Source organism: Burkholderia singularis (assembly GCF_900176645.1).
Taxonomy (GTDB): domain Bacteria; phylum Pseudomonadota; class Gammaproteobacteria; order Burkholderiales; family Burkholderiaceae; genus Burkholderia; species Burkholderia singularis.
The window spans coordinates 1-25,447 of sequence record NZ_FXAN01000088.1; the positions used below are offsets into that span (position 1 = coordinate 1).

Sequence of the window (25,447 nt, forward strand, 5' to 3'; positions counted from 1 at the left end):
GCGGCGCGCGCGGCGGCCGGCCGCGCCGATCGGCTCACCGTGCTGAGCGCGCAGCCGCTGCCGGCCGGCTGGTCGGGCAAGGTCTGGGCGCAATCGCAGGGCATTGCCGCGGTGCGCTCGCTCGGCCTGCCTGCCGATTACCTGTTGCTGACGGATGCCGACATTGGTCATCCGCCCGATGCGCTCCAGCAATTGGTCGTCCGCGCGCAGGCGGAGCAGCGCGATCTCGTGTCGCTGATGGTGCGGCTGCGCTGCGATTCGTTCTGGGAGAAGGCGCTGATTCCGGCGTTCGTATTCTTTTTTGCAAAACTCTATCCATTTTCTTGGGTCAATGACCCGCGCAACAAGACGGCGGGCGCGGCCGGGGGCTGCATGTTGGTCAAGCGCGCGGCACTGGACGAAGCGGGCGGGATCGAATCGATTCGCGGCGCGTTGATCGACGATTGCAGCCTGGCCGCGCAGATCAAGCATCGCGGTGCCGGCCATCATCCGATCCGGCTCGATCTCGCGCAGCGCAGCGTGTCGTTGCGGCCTTACGATAGCTGGCGCGACATCTGGAACATGATCGCGCGCACCGCTTTCACGCAGCTTCGCTATTCGCCGCTGCTGCTGGCCGGCACGCTTGCCGGCATGACGATCATCTATCTGGTGCCGCCCGCGGCGGCGCTCGCATATGGCGCGCGCGCATGGCCGGCATGGCTCGCGTGGGCGTCGATGTGCACCGCGTATGCGCCGATGTTGAGCTATTACCGCCGCTCGCCGCTATGGGCGCCCGCGCTGCCGCTCGTCGCGCTGTTCTATGTCGGCGCGACGCTCGCGTCGGCGGTGCGTTACTGGCGCGGCAAGGGCGGCCAGTGGAAAGCGCGCGTGCAGGCGCCGGTGCAGGAGCGTTGACGCGAACCGACGCGAACGCCGCCCCGTATCGGCAGTGCCTGCGCGCGCCGCGAGGGCTGGCGCGGGGAGGGCAGGCGAGAGCGCCGCGATCGATGGATGATCGCGGCGCGGCGCGCGAGGTGGTTCACCTGCGCGCGGTGGGCCGGTATCGGGCTTGATTGGACTCGGCCCCGGCCAATGCGCACGGCACGTTACTTTTGCGTGAGCAGCATATAAAGCTGGATCACGACGTCCGGCGAGAGCGTAAACGGTACCCAGCCGTGGCCGGTGTGCCGCATGACCAGCAGGCGATCGCCGTTCGACTGTTTCTGAACCGCCATCAGCGGATTTTTCGTCGATACGAAACGCCAGCCGTTCGGCAAGCCGGACGGCTGCTCGATCGTCATCGATGCGCGTGCGTATGCTAATTCCTCGATCAATTGGCTGACCTGCGGCGCGGGCAGCGTGACCGAGTACTCGCCGAGCGACAGCGTGATTTCATCTTGCGACGGCCGTGCGACATGCAGCGACGGTTTCGCGCCGACTTCGTTTGCGGCCGGCGCTGCCGCTGGGTGGTCGGAGACGGCGCAGGCGTCGGCGGTCGGCAAGGGTTCGCTGGTCTGCGCGCTGAGCGCCTCGGCCGCTGCCTTGTCGTTTGCGGCGCGCTCGGCTGCGGCTTGCGCGGCCGAGCGTTCGGCGGCGACTTCGGCGAGCAGCGATTGCGCCGCCTGCCTATCGGCCTCGGCGTGTGCAGCGGCCTGCTCGGCTGCGGTGCGCTCGGCGGCAGCCTGAGCGGCCAGCGCTTCGGCCTTGGCTTTAGCTTCGGCGGCTTGCGAGGCCAGGCGTTCGATCGCCGCACGCTCGGCTTCGAGGTTCGAATCGGTCGTCGTGCGTGCCGCGGCGGCCTGTGCCACGAGCGTTTCGGCAGCGGCTTTGTCCGCCGCGGCTTGCGCGGCGGCCTGCTCGGCGGCGGTGCGTTCGGCCGCTATCTGGGCGGCAAGCAATTCGGCAGCGGCTTTGTCGGTGACGGCTTGCGCGGCGGCGGCCTCGGCCGCGGCTTGAACGGCGGCGGCTTGAGCCGTGAGCGATTCGGCCGCGGCTTTGTCAGCGGTGGCTTGCGCGGCGAGGGCTTCGGCCGCGGCTTTATCAGCGGCAGCTTGCGCGGCGAGCGTATCCAGCGTCGATTGCTCGATGCACATCTTTTCCGCCTGCGCCTGCTTGGCGAAGGCGGCTTCGGCCGCGCTTTGCGCGGCGGCTTGATCGGCGGCGGCCTTGTCTGCGGCCTGCTGGGCGGCGCTTGCTAATGCATGCGCTGTATGGATGAGCTGATCGATGCGGCCATCGAGCGCATCGATCTGATCGTTGAAGTTCATGCGTGCTATCTCTACGTAGGACCCGCAATTTTACCCGCAGCCCTGATGCGGGTTCGAGCACGGCATGTAACAAAATGCTGGCTAGCCCACCTTTTTCGGCTCGCCGCGCGCCGCGTCAACGCAGATAGCCTGCGTGCCGGAACCAATCGAGCGCGTCGCGGATGCCTTCGATATAGGGCCGCGCGCGATAGCCCAACTCGCGTTCCGCCTTCGCCGATGTGAAATACATCTTGTTTTTCGACATTCTGAGTCCATCGACAGTCACGAACGGCTCGCGCTTGGTCACCTTCGCGACGGCCTCGGCGCCGAGCGCGAGCGGATAGAGCGGCCAGCGCGGCAGCGCGATCGTCGGCGGCTTGCGGTTCGTCAGCCGCGCGATGTCGGCGAGCATCGTTTGCAGCGGCAGGTTTTCGCCGCCGAGGATGTAGCGCTCGCCGATCCGGCCGCGCTCGAGCGCGAGCAGGTGACCTTGTGCGACGTCGTCGACATGCGCGAGGTTCAGGCCGGTATCGACGAACGCCGGAATTTTGCCGAGCGCGGCTTCGACGATGATGCGGCCGGTCGGCGTCGGCTTCACGTCGCGCGGGCCGATCGGCGTCGACGGATTGACGATCACCGCGGGCAGTTTGTCGCTCTCGATCATCCGCTCCACGGCACGTTCGGCGAGCACCTTGCTGCGTTTGTAGACGCCGATCGCCTGCTCGGCCGTGAGCGGCGCCGATTCGTCGGACGATGTGCCGGACGGCGTCACCTTCAGCGTCGCGACGCTGCTCGTGTAGACAATCCGCTCGACCCCCTCGGCGAGTGCCGCGCGCATCGTCGCAACCGCGCCTTCGAGATTCGCGCGCTCGATTTCGCCCGGATCGGGTGCCCAGAGCCGGTAATCGGCCGCGACGTGCAGCAGGTAGCGCACGCCGGCGAGCGCGCTGCGCATCGACGCTTCGTCGCGCATGTCGCCGACCGCGATTTCGGCATCGAGATCCGCGACGTTCATGCGCGGGCTCGTCGGCCGCACGAGCACGCGCACCCGGTAGCCTTGCCGCCGCGCGGCGCGCGCGACGGCGGAGCCGACAAAACCGGAAGCACCGGTCACCAGAACAAGATCGCGTTGTGTGTCAGTCATGGGTTCGTGGCCGCGCGGGCGCGCCGTGCGGCGGGTTGGGCATGGGGCGGAATTGTACGTGCTCGGACCGCGCGAGCGTGCGGCGGGCACATCGTATGCGGCGCGCGACTACAATGCCGGGCTTGAAGCGACTCGAAACGGCAAGGAGGAAACGATGAACGGCGGCGATCTGGACGAACGGATCGAAACCTATTACGTGCGCGTGCGTGGCATCGTGCAGGGCGTGGGTTTTCGCCATGCGACCGTGCGCGAGGCGCATGCGCTTGGCTTGCGCGGTTGGGTGACGAATCTTGACGACGGTTCGGTCGAAGCGATGATTCAAGGCCCCGCGCCGCAGATCGACCGGATGCTCGCTTGGTTTCGGCACGGACCGCCCGCCGCGCGCGTGACCGAGGTGACGTTCGACGAGCGTGTGGCGCATAAGCGCTTCGAGCGATTCCAGCAGCATTGACGGGCGGCTTGCGCGGCTGTCGTGAGTATGGCTGCTGTGCCAAGCTTGGCGGCCGTGGCCGGTGGCGCGGCTTTGCCGCTAGCGCAGGCTGCTGGATCGCGCGTTTGCGGCTTGCTCAATGTCGCAGATTCGTTCGCGGTTGCGCTGCGGGGATTGCGTCGTCCTGCGTCGTGTCCGGCTTGTCGGCGGGATCGTCGTCGCGAGCGGCAAGCAGCGCGTCCGCTTCGGCGGCCGCGGCCGCCGCGCGCAGCGCCGTGCACCGCTGCGCGCGGCGAATGTCCGACAACATCCGCAACAGCCTCGTCGTCCTATTTTTCATCGTTCACTCCCTGCCGATGAATTCGTTTCAGTGTAGGACGATTGCGAAGGAATAGCGTGAGAATGTGATGGGCAAGTCACAGAAATGCGCTGGGTATTTTCACGTATAGGTTTCTACGTATCGCAACGCGCCTATGCCTACGTGCTTGCATAGGCGCTGTTCGCGCGGCGCACAGCGTCGCTTCGGCTTTCTAATTGTTTGTTTGCCGCGCGAGGGAGGACGAATCGACGATTCCGCCGGCGTGCCCGGCGCTGCCGCTTCGATGCGGCGGCGGATAGCTGGGGTGCCGGTGGCGATGGCCGCACGCATGCGCCCATGCATGCGGCCGGTTCCGCCCCGATTCCGGCAACGCACGCGAATCGGGGCAATGAGGGGGCGTGGGAAGGCGGCGCTTGCGCTGTCAGTGTGCGGCGGCCGACGCCGCTTGTGCGTCGCGCCGCTCGGCTTCGCAACGGTGATGCTCGCGCGACAGCTTGTTCAGCAGCGGCAGCAGCAGCAAGCCGAATACCATGCCGCCAGCCGCGAGCCAGCCCAGGCCGGTGAACAGTTCGGTATAGAGCGGCAGCGATGCGGTGGCCGGCAGATCGTTCGACGGCATTTGCGCGAAGTTCGCGACGACGCTGCCGAGATATTGCGATACGCCGGTCGCGACGAAATACGCGCCCATCATGAAGCCGCTCATGCGGGCCGGCACGTAGCGTGCGATCATCGCGAGGCCCAGTCCGCTCACGAGCAGTTCGCCGAGCGAATAAAAACCGTAGCCGCCGACCATGAACCATGACGACACACGGCCGTCGATTGCATAGCGGCCGCTGATCGCGAACATGAGATAGCCGAGCGCGACGACGCCGAAGCCGAATGCATATTTCAGCGCGACGGGAATGTCGCGGCCGCGCCGGGCGAGGCCGTTGTAGATGGCGACGAGCACTGGGCTCAGCACCATGATCCAGATCGGATTGAGTGCCTGGAATTGCGCGGCGCTCCACGTGAAGAGCGTCGTGCCGAACAGCATGAAGCGCGGGTCGACGTTACGAAGTGCGAACAGCGTGAGCGACGTCGACATCTGCACGTAGAAAATGAAAAACAGGATCACCTGCGCGATCAGCAACAGCGCCGCAATGAGGCCGGCGCGCTCCGAGCGTTCCGACTTCACGATCATGTAGGCGAAGATCGCGAGAATTCCGAACGCCGCGGCCCATACGCTCGCAACGGCGAACTGCTTGTGCTTAAGCACATACATCGTTGCCACGCCGAGCGCGATGCCGCCCGCGATGACGGCGAACAGGCGGCGCCAATGAATCGGCTCGGCATCCGGCTGCGAGCCGATGTGAGCGAGCGTGCGGTGCATCAGCGCGAAGTTCACCACGGCGAGCGCCATGCCCGCGCAGCACACCGCGAACGCCGCATGCCAGCCCCAGTGATCCTTGATCCAAGGCGTCGCGAGCATCGACGTGGTCGAGCCGATGTTGACCGCCATGTAATAGATCGTGAACGCGCTGTCGATTCGCGCGTCGTCGCCTTCATAGATGCGGCGAACGAGATTCGCTGCGTTCGATTTGAAGAGCCCGTTGCCGACCACGATCACGCCGAGCGATGCGTACATGAACGCAAGCCGATCGTTCGGAATCGCAAGCATCAGGTAACCTGCACACAGTACGATGGCGCCGATGATCATCGTGCGGCGTGAGCCGAGCACCTTGTCGCCGATCCAGCCGCCGATCGACGGTGACGTGTAGACGAGCGCGGTGAATGCTCCCCAGGTCAGATTCGCATGGCTGTCGGTGAAGCCGAGCTTGTCGACCATGAAGAGCACGAGCAGTGCAGCCATCCCGTAGTAGCCGAAACGCTCCCACATTTCGATGAGAAAGACCGTCGTAAACGATCGGGTCTGGGAGACGCGAGTATTCATGGTATTCCTTTGGATAAAACAGACGAAGCTTCCGTCAACAGCGGCCGCGATTCTCACGGCGTACCGGACCTTCGTCACTCAGGGTAATCCCTAAAAAAAAATAATCTTCATTGAGGTATGGAGGGATGCACCACGAAAAAAAAGGATGTGGCGCGCAATCCCGCGCAACGCTTGCCTGTAAACGCAATGAGTCTGGCAAGATAGCGGCCGTCACCTATCGCACGCATTGTTTCTCAACGGGCATGCGCGGGTGACGCCGTTTGACGCAACGAGGATTCTGCCTTATTCATCAAACTTCGTTATTTTCCATCAAACAATTTTTGACGACCAGATTTCGGCCTGATATGGTTCCTTCCACTGAAAACACGCGGTCCGCCAGTACAGGCGTCGCGCTCGGCAGCAAGATTCGAGCACTGCGTCAGCGGTTAAAGCGTACGCTAGAAGAAACAGCGACCGCCGCGGGTATTTCCAAGCCGTTTTTGTCGCAGGTCGAGCGTGGGCTTGCGTCGCCGTCCATTACGTCGTTGGCCGGCATCGCGCATGCGCTGGGAGTCACGGTGCAGTATTTCGTCGAGACGCCAAGCGAAGAACGTTCGGTCAGCCGCGGCGATCAGTTGCGCTTTTTCAGCTTTGCCGATTCGGCGAATCTGTTTGCACGGCTGACGAATGTGTCGGAAGGGCGTCAGCTCGAGGCGATTCTCGTGCGGCTGCCGCCGGAACAAAAGCGGTCTGAAGTCACGACACATGCAGGCGAGGAATTCCTGTATGTGATTACAGGCGAAGTGTCGCTGACGCTGGAGGGCAAATCGTTCGTCCTGCAAGCCGGTGACAGCGCGCATTATCAGTCGACGGTTCCGCATAGCTGGGTCAACACCGCGAAAATCGAGTCGGTGGTGGTCTGGGTCGGGACACCGAGATTGTTCTAGGGCTCGGCATGCCTTTGTTCCTTTGGAAATGGGGTGCCGGTCGAAAGGAGCATGGAGATGACTAACATGAAATACGAGCACTCGGGCCAGTCCGCTTCCACGCAACCGTAAGGTTTCTTGCGTCGCGCCCGCACGGTTGCGTGCCGCGCGCCGCTTTCCCGTCACCTCTATCAAACGCACACCATGAAACACTCGCATGCCATCTCGGCCGTGCTGGCCGCGCTCGCCCTGACGATGACGCCGTTGGCGTCCGCCGTCACGGTCGCCTCGAACGTCGTTCTCGCCGCGCAGCAGGATCTGACGCGACAGGTGCCCGCCGAGGTCGAGTCACTCGATCCCGCGTACATCGAATCGTGGACCGGCAATACGATCGGCCTTGATCTGTTCGAAGGTCTCGCGCGCATCGACGCGAAAGGGGACGTGGTGCCAGGCGTCGCGCAGTCGTGGGAGCGCAAGGCGCCGGATACGTGGATCTTCAAGCTGCGCCACGATGCGAAGTGGAGCAACGGCCAGCCGGTGACGGCGGCGGATTTCGTCTATGCGTGGCAGCGTCTGGCCGATCCCAAGACGGGCTCGAAATACACGATCCTCGTCGAGTTCGTGAAGAACGCCTCGGCGATCATCGCGGGCAAGCAGCCGCCGGCCAATCTCGGCATTCGCGCGATCGATCCGTACACGTTCGAAGTGAAGACCGAAGTGCCCGTTGCGTACTTCCCCGAGCTGACCGCAATGGCGCCGCTGTTGCCCGTCAACAAGGACGTGGTGACGAAGTTCGGCACCGCGTGGACGCAGCCGAAGAACATGGTGTCCAACGGAGCGTTCTCGCTCGTCGATTGGCAGCCGAACAATCACATCGTGATGGCCAAGAGCGACAAGTATTGGAATGCACGCAACGTTGTGATTCGTAAGGTTACCTATCTGCCCGTCGAGAACGACGAGACCGCGATGCGGATGTACCAGGCGGGCCAGATCGACTACACCTATTCGATTCCCGCAGGCGCGTTCGCTCAGGTCAACAAGCAGTTCGGCAAGGAGTTGCGCCAGGGCCTGCAGCTCGCCACCTATTACTACTACCTGAATCAGACGAACAGCGGCGACGCGGCATTGAGGGACAAGCGCGTGCGCCAGGCACTGTCGATGGTGCTCGACCGCGATATCCTGACCTCGAAGATCACGCAGGCCGGCGAGGTGCCGATGTATGGCCTGATGCCGAAGGGCGTCAAGGGCATCCAGCATCCGTTTGTGCCGGATTGGGCATCGTGGCCGATGGCCAAGCGGGTCGAGTACGCGAAGAACCTGCTCAAGCAAGCGGGCTACGGCGATTCGAAGCCGCTCATGTTTACGCTGACGTACAACACGAACGATTTGCATAAGAAGGTTGCGCTCTTCGCGGCATCCGAATGGCGCACGAAGCTCGGCGCGACCGCGAAGCTCGAGAACGTCGAATTCAAGGTGCTGATGAAACTGCGTCATGACGGCAAGGTGCAAGTCGCACGCGACGGCTGGTTTGCCGACTACAACGACGCTACGACGTTCTTCGATCTGATTCGCTGCGGCAGCGCGCAGAACACGGTCGGCTACTGCAATCCGAAGGTCGATGCGCTGGTTGCCGAAGCCAACCAGAAGACCGACGACGGCGCGCGCTCTGCGCTGCTCACGCAGGCACACGAGCTTGCGATGAACGATTACCCGATGACGATTCTGTTCCAGTATTCGGCGGATCGTCTGGTCAAGTCGTATGTCGGCGGCTATACGCTGACGAACTATATCGACATGCGCGCTTCGCAGGACATGTATCTGATCAAGCACTGAAACTGAAGCGGAGCCGATCATGTTGGCCTATGCATTGCGGCGCACGTTGTGGGCGGTGCCGACGATTCTCGCAGTCGTCACCGTCTGCTATCTGCTGCTGCACTTCACGCCCGGCGGGCCGTTCGACAGCGAGAAGCAGCTTTCCGCCGCAACGCTCGCGAACCTGAATGCCAAGTACCACCTCGACGAGCCGCTGTGGAAGCAGTACCTGCTGTATCTGAATTCGCTGCTCCACGGCGATCTCGGCCCGTCGTTCCGCTACGTCGACTGGACGGTCAACGATCTCGTGAAGAAGGCCCTGCCGGTGAGCCTTGGCGTCGGCGGCGTGTCGATTCCGATTTCGATCGTGCTGGGCGTGTTGCTCGGCACCGTCGCGGCGGTGCGGCGCGACAGCTTGATCGATCGTTTCGTGATGCTGATCGGCAACTTCGGCAACGTGGTTCCGCCGTTCGTGCTCGGGCCGGTGCTGGTGCTGATTTTTGCGATCGTGCTCAAGCGCGCCGACGGCGACGGCTGGCTGCCCGCCGGCGGCTGGGGCGACGGCGGCTGGCGTTACCGCGTGCTGCCGATCGCGCTGCTCGTGCTGATCAACGTATCGCTGCTTGCGCGCGTGATGCGCGGCTCGATGATCGAAACGCTGTCGAGCAATTTCATCCGGACCGCGCGCGCAAAGGGGCTGCCTGGCCGCACGATCGTCCTGCGCCATGCGTTGAAGCCGGCGCTGATGCCGGTCGTCTCGCTGTTCGGCACGGTCTGTATTTCGTCGATCACGGCAGCCGTCGTGACCGAATCGGTATTTGCGTTGCCGGGCTTGGGCCAGCTATGCGTCAACGGCGCGATTAATCGCGATTACACCCTGGTGCTCGGACTTGTCGTGCTGACGACCGTGTTCGCGGTGCTGTTCAACTTGCTGGTCGACCTTGCGTATGCGTGGCTCGATCCGCGCATCCGTTATTGAGGAGGCCGACATGGCGCCCGTTTCCTCTTCAATCGAGCTGCACGAGCCAGCCGATGCGCCGCCGCAGTCGCGCACGCCGCTCGAGCTTGCCGCACGCCGCTTCCTGCGCAATCGCGCGGCGCTCGCGAGTCTGGTGGTGCTCGTGTTGATCGCGCTCGCGTGCTTCATCGGGCCGCTGCTGTTGCCGAACGATCCGGCCGCGAGTGATTGGTCGTCGATCAGCCTCGCGCCGACGTTCGCGAACATGCACTGGTTCGGCACCGACGAGTTGGGCCGCGATCTGCTCGTGCGCACCCTGATCGGCGGGCGCGTGTCGCTCGAGGTCGGGTTGCTCGGCACGCTCGTGTCGGGGCTTTTCGGCGTTGCATGGGGCGCGATTGCCGGCTTCGCGGGTGGGCGCGTCGACTCGGCGATGATGCGCGTCGTCGACATGATGTATGCGATTCCTTACCTGCTGATCTCGATCCTGATGATGACGTTGTTCGGCCGCTCGTTCGGGCTCGTCGTGCTGACGATCAGTTCGTTCTCGTGGCTCGACATGGCGCGCGTGGTGCGCGGCCAGACACTGTCGCTGCGCTCGCGCGAGTTTGTCGACGCAGCGCGTGCGATCGGCGTCGCGCCCGCGACGATCGTGCGCCGCCATGTGGTGCCGAACCTGCTCGGCGTGGTGGTGGTTTATGCGACCGTCAGCGTGCCGGCGATCGTGTTGACCGAATCCGTGCTGTCGTTTCTCGGTCTCGGCGTGCAGGAGCCGATGACGAGCTGGGGCGTGCTGATCCAGGATGGCGCGCAGAAGCTCGATGCGATGCCGTGGCTGCTGCTCGCGCCGGCGGTGATGCTGTGCGTGACGCTCTATTGCGTGAATTTCGTCGGCGATGGCTTGCGCGACGCACTTGATCCGAAGGACCGCTGAGATGGCACTACTAGAAGTCGATAATCTCGGCGTGCGCTTCACGCGCAGGGACGGGCCGCCCGTCGACGCCGTATCCGGCGTGTCGTTTTCGCTCGAGGCAGGCAAGACGCTCGGTATCGTCGGCGAGTCGGGCTCGGGCAAGAGTCAGACCGTGATGGCGCTGCTCGGGCTGCTCGCGGGCAACGGCTCGACGTCCGGCGATGCGCGCTTCGATGGCGAGAACCTGCTGTCGATGAACTCGCGGCAGTTGAACGAGGTGCGCGGCAACCGGATCGGCATGATCTTCCAGGATCCGATGACGTCGCTCAATCCGTTCCTGACGATCGAGCGGCAAATGACTGAGAGTCTGCAGCTTCATCGCAAGCTGTCGCGCAAGGAGGCGATCAAGCGTGCGATCGAGGCGCTCGAAGCCGTGCGGATTCCGGACGCCGCGCGCCGGATTCGCATGTATCCGCACGAATTCTCTGGCGGGATGCGTCAGCGGGTGATGATCGCGATGGCGCTGATGCTGGAACCCGAGATTCTGATCGCCGACGAGCCGACGACCGCGCTCGACGTGACCGTGCAAGCGCAGATCATCGAATTGCTGCGCGAACTCAATCGCGAGCGCGGCACGGCGATCGTGTTGATCACGCACGACATGGGTGTGGTCGCAGGGCTCGCCGACGACGTGATGGTGATGTACGCGGGGCGCACCGTCGAATATGCGAGCGCCGCATCCATTTTCTCCGCGCCGTCGCACCCGTACACGATCGGGCTGCTGAACGCGCTGCCGCGTCTCGATGCGCCCGATGATGCGCCGTTGGTGGCGATTGCCGGCAATCCGCCGCTGCCCGGCCAGGGTTTGGCCGGCTGCGCATTCGCGAAACGCTGCGCGTGCGCGACCGCGCGTTGCGCGACCGAGCGCCCCGTGCTCGCGCGTTATTCGGAAGCTGGCGCCGTGCGCGCTTGCCACAAACCCGTTGCGGAAATCGTCGAGGAGCTGCGATGAGTGCGCCTGGTCTCATGTCGTCCGCGGCTTCGGCCGCCGCCTCTGTTTCGGGTGCCGATGCGGCGCCGCAAGCAGATACGCTATTGTCGGTGCGCGATCTCAAAGTGCATTTCCGCGTGCCGCTCGGCGGCTATCCATGGTCGCGCAAGGGCACGTTGCGCGCGGTCGACGGCGTGTCGTTCGACGTGCGCCGCGGCGAAACCGTCGGGCTCGTCGGCGAATCGGGCTGTGGCAAGTCGACGCTCGCGCGTGCGTTGATCGGCCTCGCGCCGATGACGGACGGCGCGGTTTACTGGCGCGGCGAGCCGCTTGTCAGCGGCTCGCGTCGTGATGTGAACAAGCTGCGCCGCGAGATGCAGATGATCTTTCAGGATCCGCTCGCATCGCTCGATCCGCGGATGACGATCGAGCAGGTGGTTGCCGAGCCGCTCGTCACGCATCAGCCCGGCATCGGCCGTGAAGAAATACGCCGGCGCGTATTGACGATGCTCGAGCGCGTGGGTTTGAACGCTCATCATTTGCTTCGTTATCCACACGAATTCTCTGGCGGCCAGTGCCAGCGGATCGGCATCGCGCGCGCGCTGATCGGCGAGCCGCGCCTCGTGATCTGCGATGAGCCAGTATCTGCGCTCGACGTATCGATCCAGGCGCAGATCGTGAATTTGCTACGCGATTTGCAGCGTGAGTTGTCGCTGTCCTATCTGTTCGTCGCGCACGATCTCGCCGTCGTGAAAGCCATCAGTCATCGCGTGCTCGTGATGTATCTCGGCCGCGTGATGGAGTTCGGTGCGCGCCGCGACGTGTACGGCGTGCCTCAGCATCCGTATACGCGTGCGCTGCTTGCCGCCGCGCCGGTGCCGGACCCGGCGCGTGAACGTGCGCGGCGGCCGCTGCTGCTTGCGAACGAGATGCCGTCGCCACTCAATCCGCCTTCGGGTTGCGCGTTTCGCACGCGCTGTCCCGATGCGATCGATGCCTGCGCGCACGAGGTGCCGCTGCCCGAAGTGCGCGGCGGATCGGCCGCATGCGTCGCGTGTATCCGGGCCGGCGCGGTGCAGGAAGTACATGGATGAATGATTAGTCGTTTTATATAAAAAACCGACAGGGGTTTGGGCGGCGCGAATCTGATTCGCGTCGTGGGAAGGCGCGCCGTCACGGCGGCGCGTGGGGTATCGTCGGCCGCGATTGGCGGCCGGCGAATGGGTAGTGACATAAAAAGAGAACGCGATGACAACATATCAAATCAAGAGGGTCACGCGGGCAGTCATGCTCGCGTGGGGCGTGCCGATGCTCGCGGGCTTATCGCTCTCGGGTGCCGTGCATGCGGACGACATGGTAAGCACAGCGCCCGCTCAGGCGGCGCCTGCTTTGATGCTTGCGCAGGAAGCGACTACGCCGAACGCGGTCATCAACACGGAGGCCACGCAGGCGGTTGCGCCACCGGAGTTGCAATCGAGTCAGGCGAAATCCAAGGGCTTCATTGCCGACAGCCATTTCAATATCCTGTTTCGCAACTACGCAGACGTGCTCGACGCAAAAGGCGGCCCGCATCGCCACGCGTGGGTTCAGGGCGTGATGGCGAACTTCGAGTCGGGTTACACGACCGGGCTCGTCGGCATCGGCTTCGATGCGTCGATCTACGCGGCGCTCAAGCTCGACGGCGGCCAGGGGGCGGGCAGCTTCGTGCATATCGCGAAGGGCGGCGGCGGCTCGAATCAGCTTGCGTGGGCGTTTCCCGGCATCTATGACGTCAAGGCGCGCATTTCCGAGACGGTGATCAAGTACGGTCTGCAGGCGGTCGACAATCCGTTCATGGAGCAGCACGACAACCGCGCGTTGCCGCCCACCTTCCTCGGTGCGACGCTCGTGAGCAACGAGTTCAAGAACGTGATGCTCGAAGCGGGCAGCTTTACGAAAACCAATGCGCGGGGCCACACGACGCTCACGAATCTGACGACCCAGTACGGCGGCACGCGTGTCGACCGCTTCACCTATGTGGGCGGCACCTGGGACTATTCGCCGACGGGCTCGGCGTCACTGTACGCCGGCCAGGCCGACGACGTGTGGCGGCAATATTACGGTTCGGTCAAGCAGAGTTACGGCTCGCCGCAGACGGTCAAGTGGACGGGCTTCGGCAATTTTTATTCGACGCACGACACCGGCGACGCACGCCAGGGCAAGATCGACAACAATGCGTACAGCCTGTCGCTGGCCGCGCAGCACGGCGCGCATGAGCTGCTGCTCGGTTATCAGCAGGTGCTCGGCGATCAGTTCTTTGATTACCTGAACGAGACGAACGGGATTTTTCTCGTGAACTCGATGGATGTCGACTATAACGCGCCGCACGAAAAATCGCTGCAATTGCGCTATACGTTCTACGGCAAGGATGCAGGCCTGCCGGGCTTCAAGGCGATGGTATGGGGCGTGACGGGTTGGGGCGCGGACGGTTCCGCCGGCGCGGCGCTCGATCCGACCCGTTCGAGCATCTACTGGAAGGACGGCAAACCCGTGCAAGGGCGTCACCACGAGTTCGGCTTCATCCCGTCTTATACGGTTCAGAGCGGCAAGTTCAAGGACACGAAGATCACGTTCATTGCGATGTGGCATGTCGGCTCCGCGCATTCTTCGGACAGCGGCAATCAGGAGTACCGACTGGTCGTGAATTTGCCGGTGAAGGTGTTTTGACGGGGCGTGCAGAGAGGCGCGGGTGCGGCTGAGATTGCGCCAGCCCGGTTACGCGCCGCGCAGGCCGGCCTTGGCCAATCTTGGCTGCAAGCGCCTGGTTAGGAATGCCTAATCAGGCGCGCCCGAATGCCGGTTTTGGGTTCGGGCGAGGCGAGGGACGTCTTGCCGGGGATATCCCCGCTTCAGTTCGGGATCGTCGATATGCATTCTCAAGCAAGCGCGCGCCGCTATATCGCGCGTCAGCCCGCCGTGCCGCACACCGCACGCTCCGGCGTGTTTGCGCGTTTCAGGCCAGTCTAGGCTCTGCCGGTGCCGCGGCAGGCCCGTCGTTTGCAAGCGATGTCAATTGACGTCCGGTATCGCGCCATGCGTCGAGGCCACCGCGCAATGCAAGCGCATTGGCAAAGCCCGCATCGATCAGGCGTTTCGCCATCAGCGCGGCGGACACCTCGTTCGGACACGAGCAATACACGACAAACTTCTGAGTGGCCGGATAGCGCGCGACGATGGCGTCGATATGCCGCTCGTCCGCGAACTGTGCGCCGGGAATCGAGAACGGGTCGAGCTTGCGGTGCTCGGCGGAACGTACATCGAGAATCACCGGCGCGGCAGCGTCGCGCAGCAGCGTGTCGAGTTCGTCGACGCTGATCCGTGCGTTGGCGAGCTGACGAATCAATGCGCGACGGCGCGTCCAGCGTACCGCCATGTAAATCGCGAGCAGCGCCAGCACGACGAAGAGCGCCGCGCGGCCGAGCCGGCTGGCGCCCGCGAACAGCCAGTCGATCTGCTGGTGGCAGACATACCCGACGAGCAACCCGCAGGCGGCCCACAGCGCGGCGCCGAGTGCGTCATAGCCGGCGAATGTCCGATAGCGTGTGCCGAGTGCGCCCGCCATCGGCACCGAGACGAGCGACAGGCCAGGCACGAAGCGGGCGATGGCCAGCACGCGTATGCCATAGTGACCGAAGAAACGCTCGGTTTTTTTTACGCAGCTATCACGTGACAGCGAAAGCCGACAAATCGTTTTCAGTGTGCTGCCGCCATAGCGCCGGCCGGCGATATACCACGCGGTATCGCCAAGCAACGCCGCAAGCACGGATAGTGCGAGCACGGTTACGACCTGCGTGCCGATCATGTCCGGATGCAGCGCGGCCATCGCGCCGAACAGTACGAGCGTTGGCATTGCCGGCACGGGCAGGCCGATCGCGGCGGCGAGCACGTTGGCGAAGACGATGAGCGGCCCGTAACGGGCGACGAGATCATGAAGCATGGCGAACGATGTCGAGCGGCGCACGTTCGCGCGACGCGGGCGAGCAGTGGCTTAGATGGGCCGATTATCGGCCATTTTCAACGGGATGGCAGGACGGAAAAAGCGGCGCGCCGCGCGCGGCTGCGCGGCGGAATAGGTGAAACGCCAGCGGGCCGAGTTTCACCGTGGGGAGGGATCAGGACGGGCTGCGGGCGAGTGAAGCTGCGCCATGCGTTTCGCCTGGCAGCTCGGCGCCGTGCGAGCGAATCGCGGCAATCAGCTCGGCGGGCGTGATTTCGTAGCGTACTTCCCGGTGAATGCCGGGCTTGCGTTCGTCGATCTCGATCAGCAGTACGCTTTTGCCGTCTTCTGCCGCCGACAGGCGCAGCGAGCGAAGCTCGCGGCCGTCGGCCGGATCGAATTCGGTTAGCAGGGTCATGGCCCCGGAAGAACCCGTAGTGCGCATTGAACGTGTCCTCGTCGTCGTGAAATCGATGATACGGATTGTTTCCACGCAGTTTAACGCGAACCGGACGGGAGGATTGAGATTTTCGAGTGCACTTGAACGGTGCGCCGCCGCATCGGATCAGACGAAATGCCGGCCCGCGCGCGGGCCGGCCGCGCCCCTCAAACGAGCCCCGTCGCATAATACACGGCGATCACGAAGAAGACGGCGAGCGTCTTGATTACCGTGACGGCGAAGATGTCCCGATACGATTCGCGGTGGGTAAGCCCGGTCACCGCGAGCAATGTGATCACTGCGCCATTGTGCGGCAACGTATCCATGCCGCCGCTTGCCATCGCGACGACGCGATGCAGCACTTCCATCGGAATCTGCGCGGCCTGCGCGCCCTTGATGAAGAGATCGGACATTGCCGCAAGCGCAATGCTCATGCCGCCCGAGGCCGAACCGGTGATCCCCGCGAGCGAGCTGACCGACACCGCTGCGTTGACGAGCGGATTCGGGATGTTCTTCAGCGCGTCGCCAACGACGATAAAGCCCGGCAGCGCGGCAATGACGCCGCCAAAGCCGTATTCGGACGCGGTGTTCATCGCGGCGAGCAGCGCGCCGCCGACGGCGGCCTTGGTGCCGGTTGCGAAGCGCTCGCGCACGCGCGCGAACGCGGTGGCGACGACGAGCAGAATGCCGAGCAGCAGCGCTGCCTCCACCGACCAGATCGCCACGACGGTCTTGATCGGCGTCGTGACGGGCGTGTGCACGCCGGGCAGCACGTTTGCCGGCACCGTGTAGGACGCGCTGCCGTACCACGTCGGGATCAGCTTGGTCAGCGCGAAATTCGCGATACCGACGAGCACGAGCGGCGACACGGCCAACAGCGGATGCGGCAGCGACTGCGTTTCGACGCGCTCCGGTTCGTTCGTGAGCGACGTGCCGTAGCCTTCGCCCTTCGCGAGCGCCGAGCGGCGGCGCCATTCGAGATAGGTGAGGCCGACCACGATGATGAACAGCGAGCCGATCGTGCCGAGCGCGGGCGCGGCCCATGCGGTGGTCTTGAAGAACGTGGTTGGGATGATGTTCTGGATCTGTGGCGTGCCGGGCAGTGAATCCATCGTGAACGAGAACGCGCCAAGCGCGATCGCACCCGGCATCAGGCGCTTCGGAATGTTGCTCTGGCGATAGAGTTCGGCGGCGAACGGATAGACGGCGAATACCACGACGAACAGCGACACGCCGCCATAGGTGAGGAGCGCGCAAACCGCGACGATCACCGCATTCGCACGCGAGCGGCCGATATAACGGATCGCAGCCGCGACGATCGACTCGGAAAAGCCGGACAGTTCGATGACCTTACCGAACACGGCGCCCAACAGGAAAACCGGGAAATACAGCTTGACGAAGCCCACCATCTTTTCCATGAAGATGCCGGAGAAAACGGGCGCAACGGCGGCGGGATCGGTCAGGAGCACCGCGCCGAGTGCGGCGACGGGGGCGAACAGAATCACGCTGTAGCCGCGGTACGCGGCGAACATCAAAAAGGCCAGCGCGGCGAGAACGATGATGAATGACAAGGACGTCTCCTGAATCTTGGTTGTTTATTGTGCAAGTGCAGCCGCAGGAATCGTGCCACGAACCGCCCGGCGGGCCGCTTCATGGCGGAAGTGGACCGGTGCGCAGCAGATTCTACCGAAGTCGTCTCGCAATCGAGACGATCGTGCCGCCATACTTTTCCTACAGCTCGATTTCATGGGGTAGAGCGGAAAGTCTCGCAAGTGAGATAATTCGTCCCGGTTTGGAGACAAAACAGAATAGCGATGACGCAGACCACCATAAATGGTTCGGACGGCTGGATGATGCCGCCCGTCGATTACAGCGATGTATTACGGCGTGCCGCCGAAGCGCTTTTCAGGACGTTCGAGCATTCGAGCGTCGGCACGGTGATCGTCGACAAGCATGCGCGAGTCGTCTGGATCAACCCGCGCTATGCGGCCCGCTTTGGCTACGCCGATCCGCAGCAGGCGATCGGCCTCGATTGCGAGGCGGTGATTCCGCACAGTCTGTTGCGCGAGGTAGTCGAGACCGGCCGCCCGATCCTGCTCGACATCATGGAGACCGGCCGCGAGCCGCTCGTCGTCACGCGGCTGCCGCTGACCGACGACGTGGGCCAAACCGTCGGCGCAATCGGCTTTGCGCTATTCGACGAACTGAAGACGTTGACGCCGCTCTTTTCGCGTTACCAGCAGGTGCAGCAGGAACTGATCGCGACGCAGCGTTCGCTTGCGCAGGCGCGGCGCCCGAAATATACGTTCGCCAGTTTCGTCGGCACGAGCGCGGTCAGCCTGGAAACCAAGCGCCAGGGCAGGCGTGCCGCGCAAGTTGATTCACCAGTGCTGCTGCTCGGAGAAACCGGCACCGGCAAGGAGCTGCTGGCGCACGCGATTCATGCGGCGTCCGCACGCGCGTTGAAGCCGCTCGTGAGCGTCAACGTCGCGGCGATTCCCGATGCGCTGCTCGAAACCGAGTTCTTTGGCGCGGCGCCGGGCGCCTATACCGGCGCGGATCGAAAAGGACGCGTCGGCAAGTTCGAGCTTGCCGACGGCGGCACGCTGTTTCTCGACGAAATCGGCGATATGCCGCTGCCATTGCAGGGCAAGCTGTTGCGTGTGCTGCAGGATAAGGAGTTCGAACCGGTTGGTTCGAACCGGATCGTTCGTGCGAACGTCCGGATCATCGCGGCGACATCGGCCGAATTGCCGGCGCTCGTAGCGGCGGGGCGCTTTCGCGCCGATCTCTACTATCGGCTGAACGTGCTGACGATCCACGCGCCGCCGCTGCGCGAGCGGGTTTCCGATATCGAGACACTTGTTTACACGATGCTCGAGGAACTGGCCGCTCAACACCGGCTTGCTGAGCACTGCGAACTGACCGACGACGCGCTCCGGCTGTTGTGCGCATACCCATGGCCTGGCAATGTGCGCGAGCTGCGCAATACACTCGAACGGGCTTTGATGCTGTCCGATCGTGCGACGATCGATGCCCACGCCCTCGCACCGCTGCTCGGGCCGGCGAGCGGCGCGGGCGAACCGGTTGCCGCCGCGCCGCGCGATCCCATTGCGGCAGCGTGCGCCGCGAACTCTCCCGGCGGTGCGGCGTTGTACGCCGACGCCTTCGCCGCGTGGGAGCGCCGCTTCCTGCTCGATGCGCTCGCGGCGTCCGGCGGCAAGGTGACCGAGGCTGCCGCGCGGATCGGCATCGGGCGCGCGACGTTCTACAAAAAGCTTGCGGCGCTCGGCATCGGCACCTGATGTGCGCGTGGCGAACGGCAGACGGATCGGTGTGCCCGCGTATGCGCGCAGTCTGCCGGACGCATTCGTCATCGCGATGAAAGCGGGTTGATCATTGACCGATTCGCCGCGCAGGGCGAATGGATAGACGCAGTGGCGGCGAACCGATTTCGCACGGGCCCATTCAATTGCCGATTGTCCGGTTCCCTTCGGACTGTTGATGATCCTCGCGCAAAATGACGGATAACGAGCTTAAGCGGACTGAACTTGACGCGATTGTCCGGCTCGCAGCATCGCATCTGCAAGCTGATTTGCTATTTATATGACAATCCGATTGCGAAAAAGTTGGAAAAAAGCGATTGACGGGCGAAGTGACTTTATTCGCTGCGAGCAATTGGATTACGATTCAGCATTGTTTTGCCGATGGCGAAAGATCGACGGCCGTGTGGTTCGATCGCAACGGATGGCGGCAGGCTCGATACGCCGCCCGGATTGGGCCGGGCATTCGTTTGGCTTGCAGACGATTCGCGCCGATGCCCTTCAGGCAAGCCGCACCGGGCGCCGAGTGTCCCATTGCCGCGTTGCATGGCATATACTCGCGTCGTCCAAGAAGAATGTTGAGCAATAGGCCAATTCATGAAACAGACGGGTGTGCCGGCGCCGCGGCGATACGGCGCGTTCTTGCGGATGGTTTGTTTGATTGCTTTAATGGCAGGGCTTTCTGGCTGCGGAGGCAGTGCGCCATTGTTCACGTCCGATGGGCGCTCGACCACGATGGTCCAGTGTCCGGCGGCCGGCCCCTGGGAGACTTGCATCCAGAATGCGCGAGGCGTGTGTGGCGGCGACTTCGATACAATCCAGCAATCGGTCGATAACGGCGTGCGCAACCTTCTCTTCGCGTGCAAGGCGGGAAGAGGCTATTGAGCTCCGTTTGCGGGATATGAAAGCCCAGCGGAAAATGTGTGATTGACCAGAATTGATTCATATACTTCGATCCAATAACGACACGGAGCATCATTCATATGGCGACCTATAGGCAACTGACCGTCCAGCTCGAAAAACTTCAGCAGAAAATCGACAAGGAGCGCGAAAAGGCGATCACCGATGCGATTGCGGAAATTCGGGCGAAGATCGAGGAATATGACATCACGCCGGAAGAGTTGGGGTTTAAAAGCCTGAAGGCCACCGCGAAGCCCAAACGGGCGCTGCCGCCGAAGTATCTCAATCCTAAGACGGGCGAAACGTGGAGCGGCCGCGGTCGCGCGCCGACGTGGCTCGGCAAGAATCGCAATCGTTTTCTGATTAAGGATTGATCCCGAAAACGCTCACCTTTGGCGCCTTGAAAACGGTGCGAACGGCAGACCTGCCGTTCGCACCGTTTTGTTTTGGGCATGTAAAAGGCTTGATTTACGGTATTTTCGGGCGGATTACACTGTGTCAGCCCAGGTAATTCACGGGGGTTTTATCGCGTGTTTTACTTGATCCCGAAAACACTCACCTTGTTTCCCGAAAATCCTCACCTTTGACGAACCCGCGACGGCTGCGATCGTTCGCGTTGCGCCATGGGCGGCGCAGCGGGTCTTCTGAGCATCGTCAATTAAATTGGCTGGCAAACGGGTAATGTTCGCCGCTTCACCTAATCTGTATGGAAATTGTGTGAATTTATGGGCGACGTCTCTTCGTTGCCTGCGTGATCGCCATCCAATTTTTCAGTGAGGTTGTCGTGACCGTTCGTAATCTCGATGCTTTGTTCCGGCCGGCTTCCGTTGCCGTGGTTGGTGCGTCAGCGCGGCCGGGCAGCATCGGCGCAATGGTTTGGGCATGTGTGCTCGACGGCCGGTTCGACGGCCCAATCTGGCCCGTCAATCCAAAGTATGGAGAACTGAACGGATACAAAGTCTATACGCACGTCGAACATCTGCCGGGCACACCGTCGGTGGCGCTCATCTGCACGCCGCCCGCCACGTGGCCGGGCATCGTGCGCAAGCTTGGCGGTCTAGGCGCTCGGGCGGCCGTCATCGTCGGCGAAGTTCGTTCGAATGCCGACCGCGGCGCGCTGGAGCGCGCGCTCGCCGCGGCGAAGCCGCATCTGCTGCGAATCGTTGGGCCGGGCAGTCTGGGGGTGGTGTCGCCGGCGTTGAACGCGCACTTCGGTGCGCCCGCGTGCATCGCGAAAGCGGGCGCAGTCGCATGGGTGTCTCAATCGAATGCGCTGACTAACGCCGTGCTCGGCTGGGCGCATGCGCGCGGACTGGGTTTTTCGCATGCGCTCGCGCTGGGCGCCGAAGCGGATGTCGATGCCGCCGACGTGCTCGATTATCTGGCGAGCGACACCGCAACGCGCGCGATCCTGCTCGAACTCGATACAGTGAAATCCGCGCGCAAGTTCATGTCGGCCGCGCGCGCGGCGGCGCGCAACAAGCCGGTGCTTGCACTGCGAACCGGGCGCGGCGATGCGGGCGATCTTCTTTATACCGCCGCGTTCCAGCGGGCAGGGATCGTGCGCGTCGACGCGTTCGACGATCTTCTCGACGAAATCGAAACGCTCGGCGTCGGCCGCGCAGTTGCGAGCGGCACGGTATCGCTCGTCACGAGCGATACCGGTGTCGCGAAGCTCGCGGTCGATGCGCTGTCGGCGGCAGGCGAAACCCTTGCGCATTGGCCGCCCGCCGTGCTTGACGACGTGGGCCGCGCGTTGCCCGCGAGCATCGCCGCGCGCAATCCTTTACTGCTCGGCGACGATGCACGTCCGGAATATTTCGAGGCGGCATTGAAAGCGCTCGCGAAGCATCCGCAAACGGGCGCGGTGTTCGTCGTTCACGCGACGTCGCATAGCGCACCCGCTCGCGATGTGGCGAACGTGCTGATCCGTTCGCGCCAGTTCGCGCACCACGGGATGCTCGCGTGCTTTCTGGGTGGTCTCGATGCGCAGATGCGCGATGCATTGCACGAGCACGGCATTCCGGTGCATACGACGCCGCAGCGGCTCGCACGCGCGCATGCGCGTCTTGTCGACTATCAGCTTGGCCGCGAATTGCTGATGCAAACCCCGGAGGGAATGCCGCCACAGCCGCCTGCATCGATCGCCGCCGCGCAGCAAGTCGCATCCGTGACGCTGGCGCAGGGGCGTGATTCGCTCGAAGGCGATGCGGCTCTTGACTGGCTTGCCCGCTTCGGCATCGAGCGCGCGAGTGATGCGCATGACGGCGAGGCAATCGTCGACATCACGGTCGATCTGTACGACGATCCGAACTTCGGGCCGGTATTCCGCTATTCGGTGCCGGCGGTGGACAGCATGCGCGCGCCGTTCGTCGTGTATGGGCTGCCGCCGTTCAATACCGTGCTCGCGCGAGCGGTGGTCGCGCGTTCGCCATATGCGCACCGCGCGCCGACGCAGCCGCTGCTTCACGCGCTGACGGCACTGTCGCAAGCGGTGTGCGAGGTGCGCGAGGTCGTGCGGATGACGCTCGTGTTACGGGTGCTGAGCGAGCGAGCCGTCGCGCTCGGCCCGCGTATCGGGTTCGCGAAAGGGCGCAGCCGGCTCGCGATCGTCCCATATCCGCGCTATCTGGAGCAGCAGCTCGACTGGCGCGGCGAGCGTCTGACGGTGCGGCCGATTCGTCCGGAAGACGAGGCCGCGCATCGTGAATTGCTGAGTGCGATGACGCCGGACGATTTGCGGATGCGTTTTTTCGGCGCGGTGCGCGATTTCGATCATTCTCAAATCGCGCGCATGACGCAGATCGATTACGACCGCGAGATGGCGCTGATCGCGACAACCCAGGGGGCGCATAGTCATACGACGACGCTGGGCGTCGTGCGCGCCGTTACTGATCCGGATAACGAAACAACGGAATTCGCGATCGCGGTGCGTCCGGATCAGAAGGGCAAGGGGCTCGGGCGGCTGCTTCTCTCGTGCATCATCGACTACGCTCGCTCGCGCGGCACCGCGTGGATGGTCGGCGAGGCATTGCGCGAGAACGCGGCGATGATCGCACTGGCCAAGCACTGCGGATTCACCGTTGCGGCGACGGGAGAACCGGGAGTCGTGGGCTTTCGGCTGAAGCTGCAGCCGGCTTGATCGCTGACGGTGAGAGTTTGCGGGAGCGGCAGGCACGCGCAAGGTGAAATTTTACGGGAAGGTTCGGAATGCTTGAATACCGGTTCGCCGGTGCCTGCGTGCACTTGCGCGGCGCGGTATCGGCGAGCCGCCCGGCGTATCTGCCGGGCGTGCCTGGTTTCAGGCACGCTCGGGCCGATCTGGCGCGAGCCTGCGCGCGGACGGCTTCAGGCCGCGAGCTTTACCGCGGCTTCTTCCACTTGCATGCGTGATATCGCGAGTTCGTCGAGCAGCGCATCCGGATAGACCGCGCCCGTCTCGCGCTCGAGGCGCGCGACGGTCAGCGCGCAGCGGGCCGTATCCTTGGGCATCGCGAGGAAGCGCTTGATCGATTCGCCGGCCTTGAATGTGTCGAACAGCGGTTGCCGCACTTCGTCGGGCAGCGTCTTGGTCCATTGATACGGCTTGCCGTTGAACGTGATCGACGGCGGCAGCGAGCGCTCTTTCTTGCCGGCCGGAATCAGCCCATACGTCCGCGCCGCCTCGCCGATTTGATCGGGCGAAAACAGCTCGTCCGGCATGATGTCGAATTGCGCGATGTAGTCTTCGATGGTCCGCATGGCGCACGCGCGGTCGTCGCGCTTTTTTTGCGCGCGCGCAACGATATCGCGCAGCTCGTCGGCTTCTTCGGCGGTGATCGTGAAACTCGCCTGCTTCTGCTGAAGTTCGGAGAAACGTTGGAATTCGAGGTCGGTCAGAAGTTTGGCCATGACATCCGTGAGACGCCCGCCGTCGACGGCGGGCGGTGATTTGAAAGGGGCGCCATTTTAGCAGCGGTGGGGTGCAGACCAATTGGGGCGTGCGTGCTGGCGTGTGCTCACGCCGATTGGCCGCTGATCATCGACAGGTGCGTTGCCGCATCGCGCAGCCGTGCGTCGACTTCGTCGATCGAAGGCGCGGCATGGGTGTCGATGCGCCGCATGTACGGGCAGGTGAGGGCGGCGATCGCCTGGCCGAATGGGCCGAGCACCGGATACGAAATATCGATGACGCCGCGCGCCTGACGGCTGTCCCGGCGCAATGAACCGGCAGTGCGGATGCTGGCGATGAGTGCGTTTAGCGCGTGCATGTCGGGCGCGGTTTCGCTGCTCGTCTTTGCGTGCTCGGCAAGCATCTGCGCGCGTTGCTCATCCGTCTGGAATGTGAGTAGCACCGGGCCGGACGCAGACTCGACGAGTCTCACCCGCGTACCGAGCTTGACCGAAATTACGCACGGGCCAGGGCCTTCGACTTGCGCGACCACGAGCAGATTGCCGCGGTCGTAGACGCACAGGTGGCACGATTGTTCGGCGGCGTCGGCAAAGCGCTGCATCGGCGGCAGGGCTGCCGTGATCAGTCGCTTGAGCGGCGGGTGGCGATGCGCGAGCGCATAGAGCTTCAGGCTGAGCGTATAGCGCTCGCCGTTTGCCGAGCGCACCACGTAGTGGCGCGCGATGAGGCGCTCGAGCATCCGGTAGATTTCGCTCGCGTTGCGGCCGAGATGTTTGGTGATTTCCGCACGCGTTAGCCCTTCGCGCTGATCGGCGAGCAGCTCGAGGATATCGAGCCCTTTGTCGAGCGCGGGCGCGCGATAGCGTCCGGCTTCTTTGCCCTCGCGCGGTTCTGCGTCGCCCGCGGCCGGTTGGTGGTTCATCGAATTCATTCTTGATAAAGCTCGCGAACCGCCGCACACCGATGGCGTTGCGACACGCGTTCCAGCGTCGCGCGATGCCTACCGGCATAACGTCGGTTCATGCGTTAACTAAGCAGCAGCGTTAATCGTCATGATACCCAATTGATTCGAACTTTATATGATATTTTTGCAAGAAATTTGAATAAAACAGTAGCACACAACGAGTATATGCGTGCAAAGTACTGGCTCCTATCGACTGCCGACTGACGTCGGAGCGAGTATCGGAAAAGGCGCGAACAGCGTTTGCTCCAATAATCGTTATCTGCCGCGCGGTGTCCCATCGAGCGTCGCGGATGGTACAAAAGACTCGCGCAATGCGTGCCAGGCCG

Annotated in this window: 22 protein-coding genes and 1 pseudogene; 14 read left to right on the forward strand and 9 right to left on the reverse strand. The window is 63.5% G+C overall.

Annotated elements, in window-relative coordinates; all coding sequences use genetic code 11:
- Positions 1 to 894, forward strand: an 894-nt coding sequence (locus BSIN_RS19325) for a glycosyltransferase (protein WP_089341649.1), incomplete at its 5' end; no start/stop codon positions are given.
- A 191-nt stretch (positions 895 to 1,085) separates the two neighbouring features.
- Here BSIN_RS19325 and BSIN_RS19330 read toward each other — a convergent pair.
- Entirely contained in the window at positions 1,086 to 2,246 is a 1,161-nt protein-coding gene (locus tag BSIN_RS19330; RefSeq protein WP_089341650.1) for a hypothetical protein, read from the reverse strand.
- A gap of 115 nt (positions 2,247 to 2,361) precedes the next feature.
- Positions 2,362 to 3,369 (reverse strand): hopanoid-associated sugar epimerase, encoded by a 1,008-nt coding sequence (hpnA, locus tag BSIN_RS19335; RefSeq protein WP_089341651.1) that lies wholly within the window; start codon positions 3,367 to 3,369, stop codon positions 2,362 to 2,364.
- A 154-nt stretch (positions 3,370 to 3,523) separates the two neighbouring features.
- Between hpnA and BSIN_RS19340 the strand changes: the two genes are divergently transcribed.
- Positions 3,524 to 3,820 carry an acylphosphatase gene (locus BSIN_RS19340; protein ID WP_059512837.1) on the forward strand — a complete coding sequence of 99 codons (297 nt, stop codon included), beginning with the start codon at positions 3,524 to 3,526 and terminating at the stop codon, positions 3,818 to 3,820.
- 115 nt (positions 3,821 to 3,935) lie between these two features.
- On the opposite strand, the gene BSIN_RS19345 is transcribed toward BSIN_RS19340, so the two are convergent.
- Together BSIN_RS19345 and BSIN_RS19350 are read right to left on the reverse strand one after the other, a co-directional pair.
- Positions 3,936 to 4,139, reverse strand: a complete 204-nt coding sequence (locus BSIN_RS19345) for a hypothetical protein (protein WP_059512604.1) — start codon at positions 4,137 to 4,139, stop codon at positions 3,936 to 3,938.
- Between the two features lie 400 nt (positions 4,140 to 4,539).
- Entirely contained in the window at positions 4,540 to 6,048 is a 1,509-nt protein-coding gene (locus tag BSIN_RS19350) for a peptide MFS transporter (protein WP_059512606.1), read from the reverse strand.
- A gap of 344 nt (positions 6,049 to 6,392) precedes the next feature.
- Here BSIN_RS19350 and BSIN_RS26920 point away from each other — a divergent pair.
- The 8 genes and pseudogenes from BSIN_RS26920 to BSIN_RS19390 all read left to right on the forward strand — a co-directional run.
- Positions 6,393 to 6,605: pseudogene (locus BSIN_RS26920) on the forward strand (helix-turn-helix domain-containing protein); the annotation flags it as partial.
- Positions 6,606 to 6,974, forward strand: a complete 369-nt coding sequence (locus BSIN_RS26925; protein WP_502213867.1) for a cupin domain-containing protein — start codon at positions 6,606 to 6,608, stop codon at positions 6,972 to 6,974.
- Positions 6,975 to 7,157: 183 nt separating this feature from the next.
- Positions 7,158 to 8,786, forward strand: a complete 1,629-nt coding sequence (locus BSIN_RS19365) for a peptide ABC transporter substrate-binding protein (RefSeq protein WP_089341654.1) — start codon at positions 7,158 to 7,160, stop codon at positions 8,784 to 8,786.
- 19 nt (positions 8,787 to 8,805) lie between these two features.
- Entirely contained in the window at positions 8,806 to 9,744 is a 939-nt protein-coding gene (locus BSIN_RS19370; protein WP_059512612.1) for an ABC transporter permease subunit, read from the forward strand.
- Between the two features lie 10 nt (positions 9,745 to 9,754).
- Positions 9,755 to 10,657 (forward strand): ABC transporter permease, encoded by a 903-nt coding sequence (locus BSIN_RS19375; RefSeq protein ID WP_089341655.1) that lies wholly within the window; start codon positions 9,755 to 9,757, stop codon positions 10,655 to 10,657.
- A 1-nt stretch (position 10,658) separates the two neighbouring features.
- Positions 10,659 to 11,648, forward strand: a complete 990-nt coding sequence (locus tag BSIN_RS19380) for an ABC transporter ATP-binding protein (RefSeq protein ID WP_089341656.1) — start codon at positions 10,659 to 10,661, stop codon at positions 11,646 to 11,648.
- A gap of 14 nt (positions 11,649 to 11,662) precedes the next feature.
- Positions 11,663 to 12,721: an ABC transporter ATP-binding protein gene (locus BSIN_RS19385; RefSeq protein ID WP_173678718.1), complete on the forward strand. Its 1,059-nt coding sequence runs from the start codon at positions 11,663 to 11,665 to the stop codon at positions 12,719 to 12,721.
- Positions 12,722 to 12,875: 154 nt separating this feature from the next.
- A complete protein-coding gene (locus BSIN_RS19390; protein ID WP_059512620.1) occupies positions 12,876 to 14,333 on the forward strand; it encodes an OprD family porin in 1,458 nt (485 codons plus the stop codon).
- 286 nt (positions 14,334 to 14,619) lie between these two features.
- On the opposite strand, the gene BSIN_RS19395 is transcribed toward BSIN_RS19390, so the two are convergent.
- The 3 genes from BSIN_RS19395 to BSIN_RS19410 form a co-directional block, all read right to left on the reverse strand.
- Complete coding sequence (locus tag BSIN_RS19395; RefSeq protein ID WP_089341666.1) at positions 14,620 to 15,603, reverse strand: DedA family protein/thiosulfate sulfurtransferase GlpE; 984 nt, start codon at positions 15,601 to 15,603, stop codon at positions 14,620 to 14,622.
- A 175-nt stretch (positions 15,604 to 15,778) separates the two neighbouring features.
- The gene (locus BSIN_RS19405; RefSeq protein ID WP_059512624.1) at positions 15,779 to 16,048 is read right to left on the reverse strand and encodes a hypothetical protein; all 270 of its coding nucleotides are present in this window, start codon (positions 16,046 to 16,048) and stop codon (positions 15,779 to 15,781) included.
- A 161-nt stretch (positions 16,049 to 16,209) separates the two neighbouring features.
- Entirely contained in the window at positions 16,210 to 17,613 is a 1,404-nt protein-coding gene (locus BSIN_RS19410) for a GntP family permease (RefSeq protein WP_069236318.1), read from the reverse strand.
- 243 nt (positions 17,614 to 17,856) lie between these two features.
- On the opposite strand from BSIN_RS19410, the gene BSIN_RS19415 reads away from it, so the two are divergent.
- The 4 genes from BSIN_RS19415 to BSIN_RS19430 all read left to right on the forward strand — a co-directional run bounded on the left by BSIN_RS19415 (position 17,857) and on the right by BSIN_RS19430 (position 23,407).
- Entirely contained in the window at positions 17,857 to 19,347 is a 1,491-nt protein-coding gene (locus BSIN_RS19415; RefSeq protein ID WP_089341657.1) for a sigma-54 interaction domain-containing protein, read from the forward strand.
- A 603-nt stretch (positions 19,348 to 19,950) separates the two neighbouring features.
- Positions 19,951 to 20,250, forward strand: a complete 300-nt coding sequence (locus tag BSIN_RS26570; RefSeq protein ID WP_369828210.1) for a hypothetical protein — start codon at positions 19,951 to 19,953, stop codon at positions 20,248 to 20,250.
- A 98-nt stretch (positions 20,251 to 20,348) separates the two neighbouring features.
- Entirely contained in the window at positions 20,349 to 20,639 is a 291-nt protein-coding gene (locus tag BSIN_RS19425; protein ID WP_089341658.1) for an H-NS histone family protein, read from the forward strand.
- A gap of 410 nt (positions 20,640 to 21,049) precedes the next feature.
- A complete protein-coding gene (locus BSIN_RS19430) occupies positions 21,050 to 23,407 on the forward strand; it encodes a GNAT family N-acetyltransferase (protein ID WP_089341667.1) in 2,358 nt (785 codons plus the stop codon).
- A 206-nt stretch (positions 23,408 to 23,613) separates the two neighbouring features.
- Here the strand turns inward: BSIN_RS19430 and BSIN_RS19435 are convergent, their stop codons facing one another.
- Positions 23,614 to 24,156, reverse strand: a complete 543-nt coding sequence (locus BSIN_RS19435) for a hypothetical protein (protein WP_089341659.1) — start codon at positions 24,154 to 24,156, stop codon at positions 23,614 to 23,616.
- 107 nt (positions 24,157 to 24,263) lie between these two features.
- Positions 24,264 to 25,088 (reverse strand): IclR family transcriptional regulator, encoded by an 825-nt coding sequence (locus BSIN_RS19440; RefSeq protein ID WP_089341660.1) that lies wholly within the window; start codon positions 25,086 to 25,088, stop codon positions 24,264 to 24,266.
- Positions 25,089 to 25,447 lie beyond the last annotated feature (359 nt).

What these genes read in the sequence shown, in the direction of transcription:
- BSIN_RS19330 (WP_089341650.1), bottom strand. Translation starts at nt 2,246, where the DNA reads ATGAACTTCAACGATCAGATCGATGCGCTCGATGGCCGCATCGATCAG.
- hpnA (WP_089341651.1), bottom strand. Translation starts at nt 3,369, where the DNA reads ATGACTGACACACAACGCGATCTTGTTCTGGTGACCGGTGCTTCCGGT.
- BSIN_RS19340 (WP_059512837.1), top strand. Translation starts at nt 3,524, where the DNA reads ATGAACGGCGGCGATCTGGACGAACGGATCGAAACCTATTACGTGCGC.
- BSIN_RS19345 (WP_059512604.1), bottom strand. Translation starts at nt 4,139, where the DNA reads ATGAAAAATAGGACGACGAGGCTGTTGCGGATGTTGTCGGACATTCGC.
- BSIN_RS19350 (WP_059512606.1), bottom strand. Translation starts at nt 6,048, where the DNA reads ATGAATACTCGCGTCTCCCAGACCCGATCGTTTACGACGGTCTTTCTC.
- BSIN_RS19365 (WP_089341654.1), top strand. Translation starts at nt 7,158, where the DNA reads ATGAAACACTCGCATGCCATCTCGGCCGTGCTGGCCGCGCTCGCCCTG.
- BSIN_RS19370 (WP_059512612.1), top strand. Translation starts at nt 8,806, where the DNA reads ATGTTGGCCTATGCATTGCGGCGCACGTTGTGGGCGGTGCCGACGATT.
- BSIN_RS19375 (WP_089341655.1), top strand. Translation starts at nt 9,755, where the DNA reads ATGGCGCCCGTTTCCTCTTCAATCGAGCTGCACGAGCCAGCCGATGCG.
- BSIN_RS19380 (WP_089341656.1), top strand. Translation starts at nt 10,659, where the DNA reads ATGGCACTACTAGAAGTCGATAATCTCGGCGTGCGCTTCACGCGCAGG.
- BSIN_RS19385 (WP_173678718.1), top strand. Translation starts at nt 11,663, where the DNA reads ATGTCGTCCGCGGCTTCGGCCGCCGCCTCTGTTTCGGGTGCCGATGCG.
- BSIN_RS19390 (WP_059512620.1), top strand. Translation starts at nt 12,876, where the DNA reads ATGACAACATATCAAATCAAGAGGGTCACGCGGGCAGTCATGCTCGCG.
- BSIN_RS19395 (WP_089341666.1), bottom strand. Translation starts at nt 15,603, where the DNA reads ATGCTTCATGATCTCGTCGCCCGTTACGGGCCGCTCATCGTCTTCGCC.
- BSIN_RS19405 (WP_059512624.1), bottom strand. Translation starts at nt 16,048, where the DNA reads ATGCGCACTACGGGTTCTTCCGGGGCCATGACCCTGCTAACCGAATTC.
- BSIN_RS19415 (WP_089341657.1), top strand. Translation starts at nt 17,857, where the DNA reads ATGACGCAGACCACCATAAATGGTTCGGACGGCTGGATGATGCCGCCC.
- BSIN_RS19425 (WP_089341658.1), top strand. Translation starts at nt 20,349, where the DNA reads ATGGCGACCTATAGGCAACTGACCGTCCAGCTCGAAAAACTTCAGCAG.
- BSIN_RS19435 (WP_089341659.1), bottom strand. Translation starts at nt 24,156, where the DNA reads ATGGCCAAACTTCTGACCGACCTCGAATTCCAACGTTTCTCCGAACTT.
- BSIN_RS19440 (WP_089341660.1), bottom strand. Translation starts at nt 25,088, where the DNA reads ATGAATTCGATGAACCACCAACCGGCCGCGGGCGACGCAGAACCGCGC.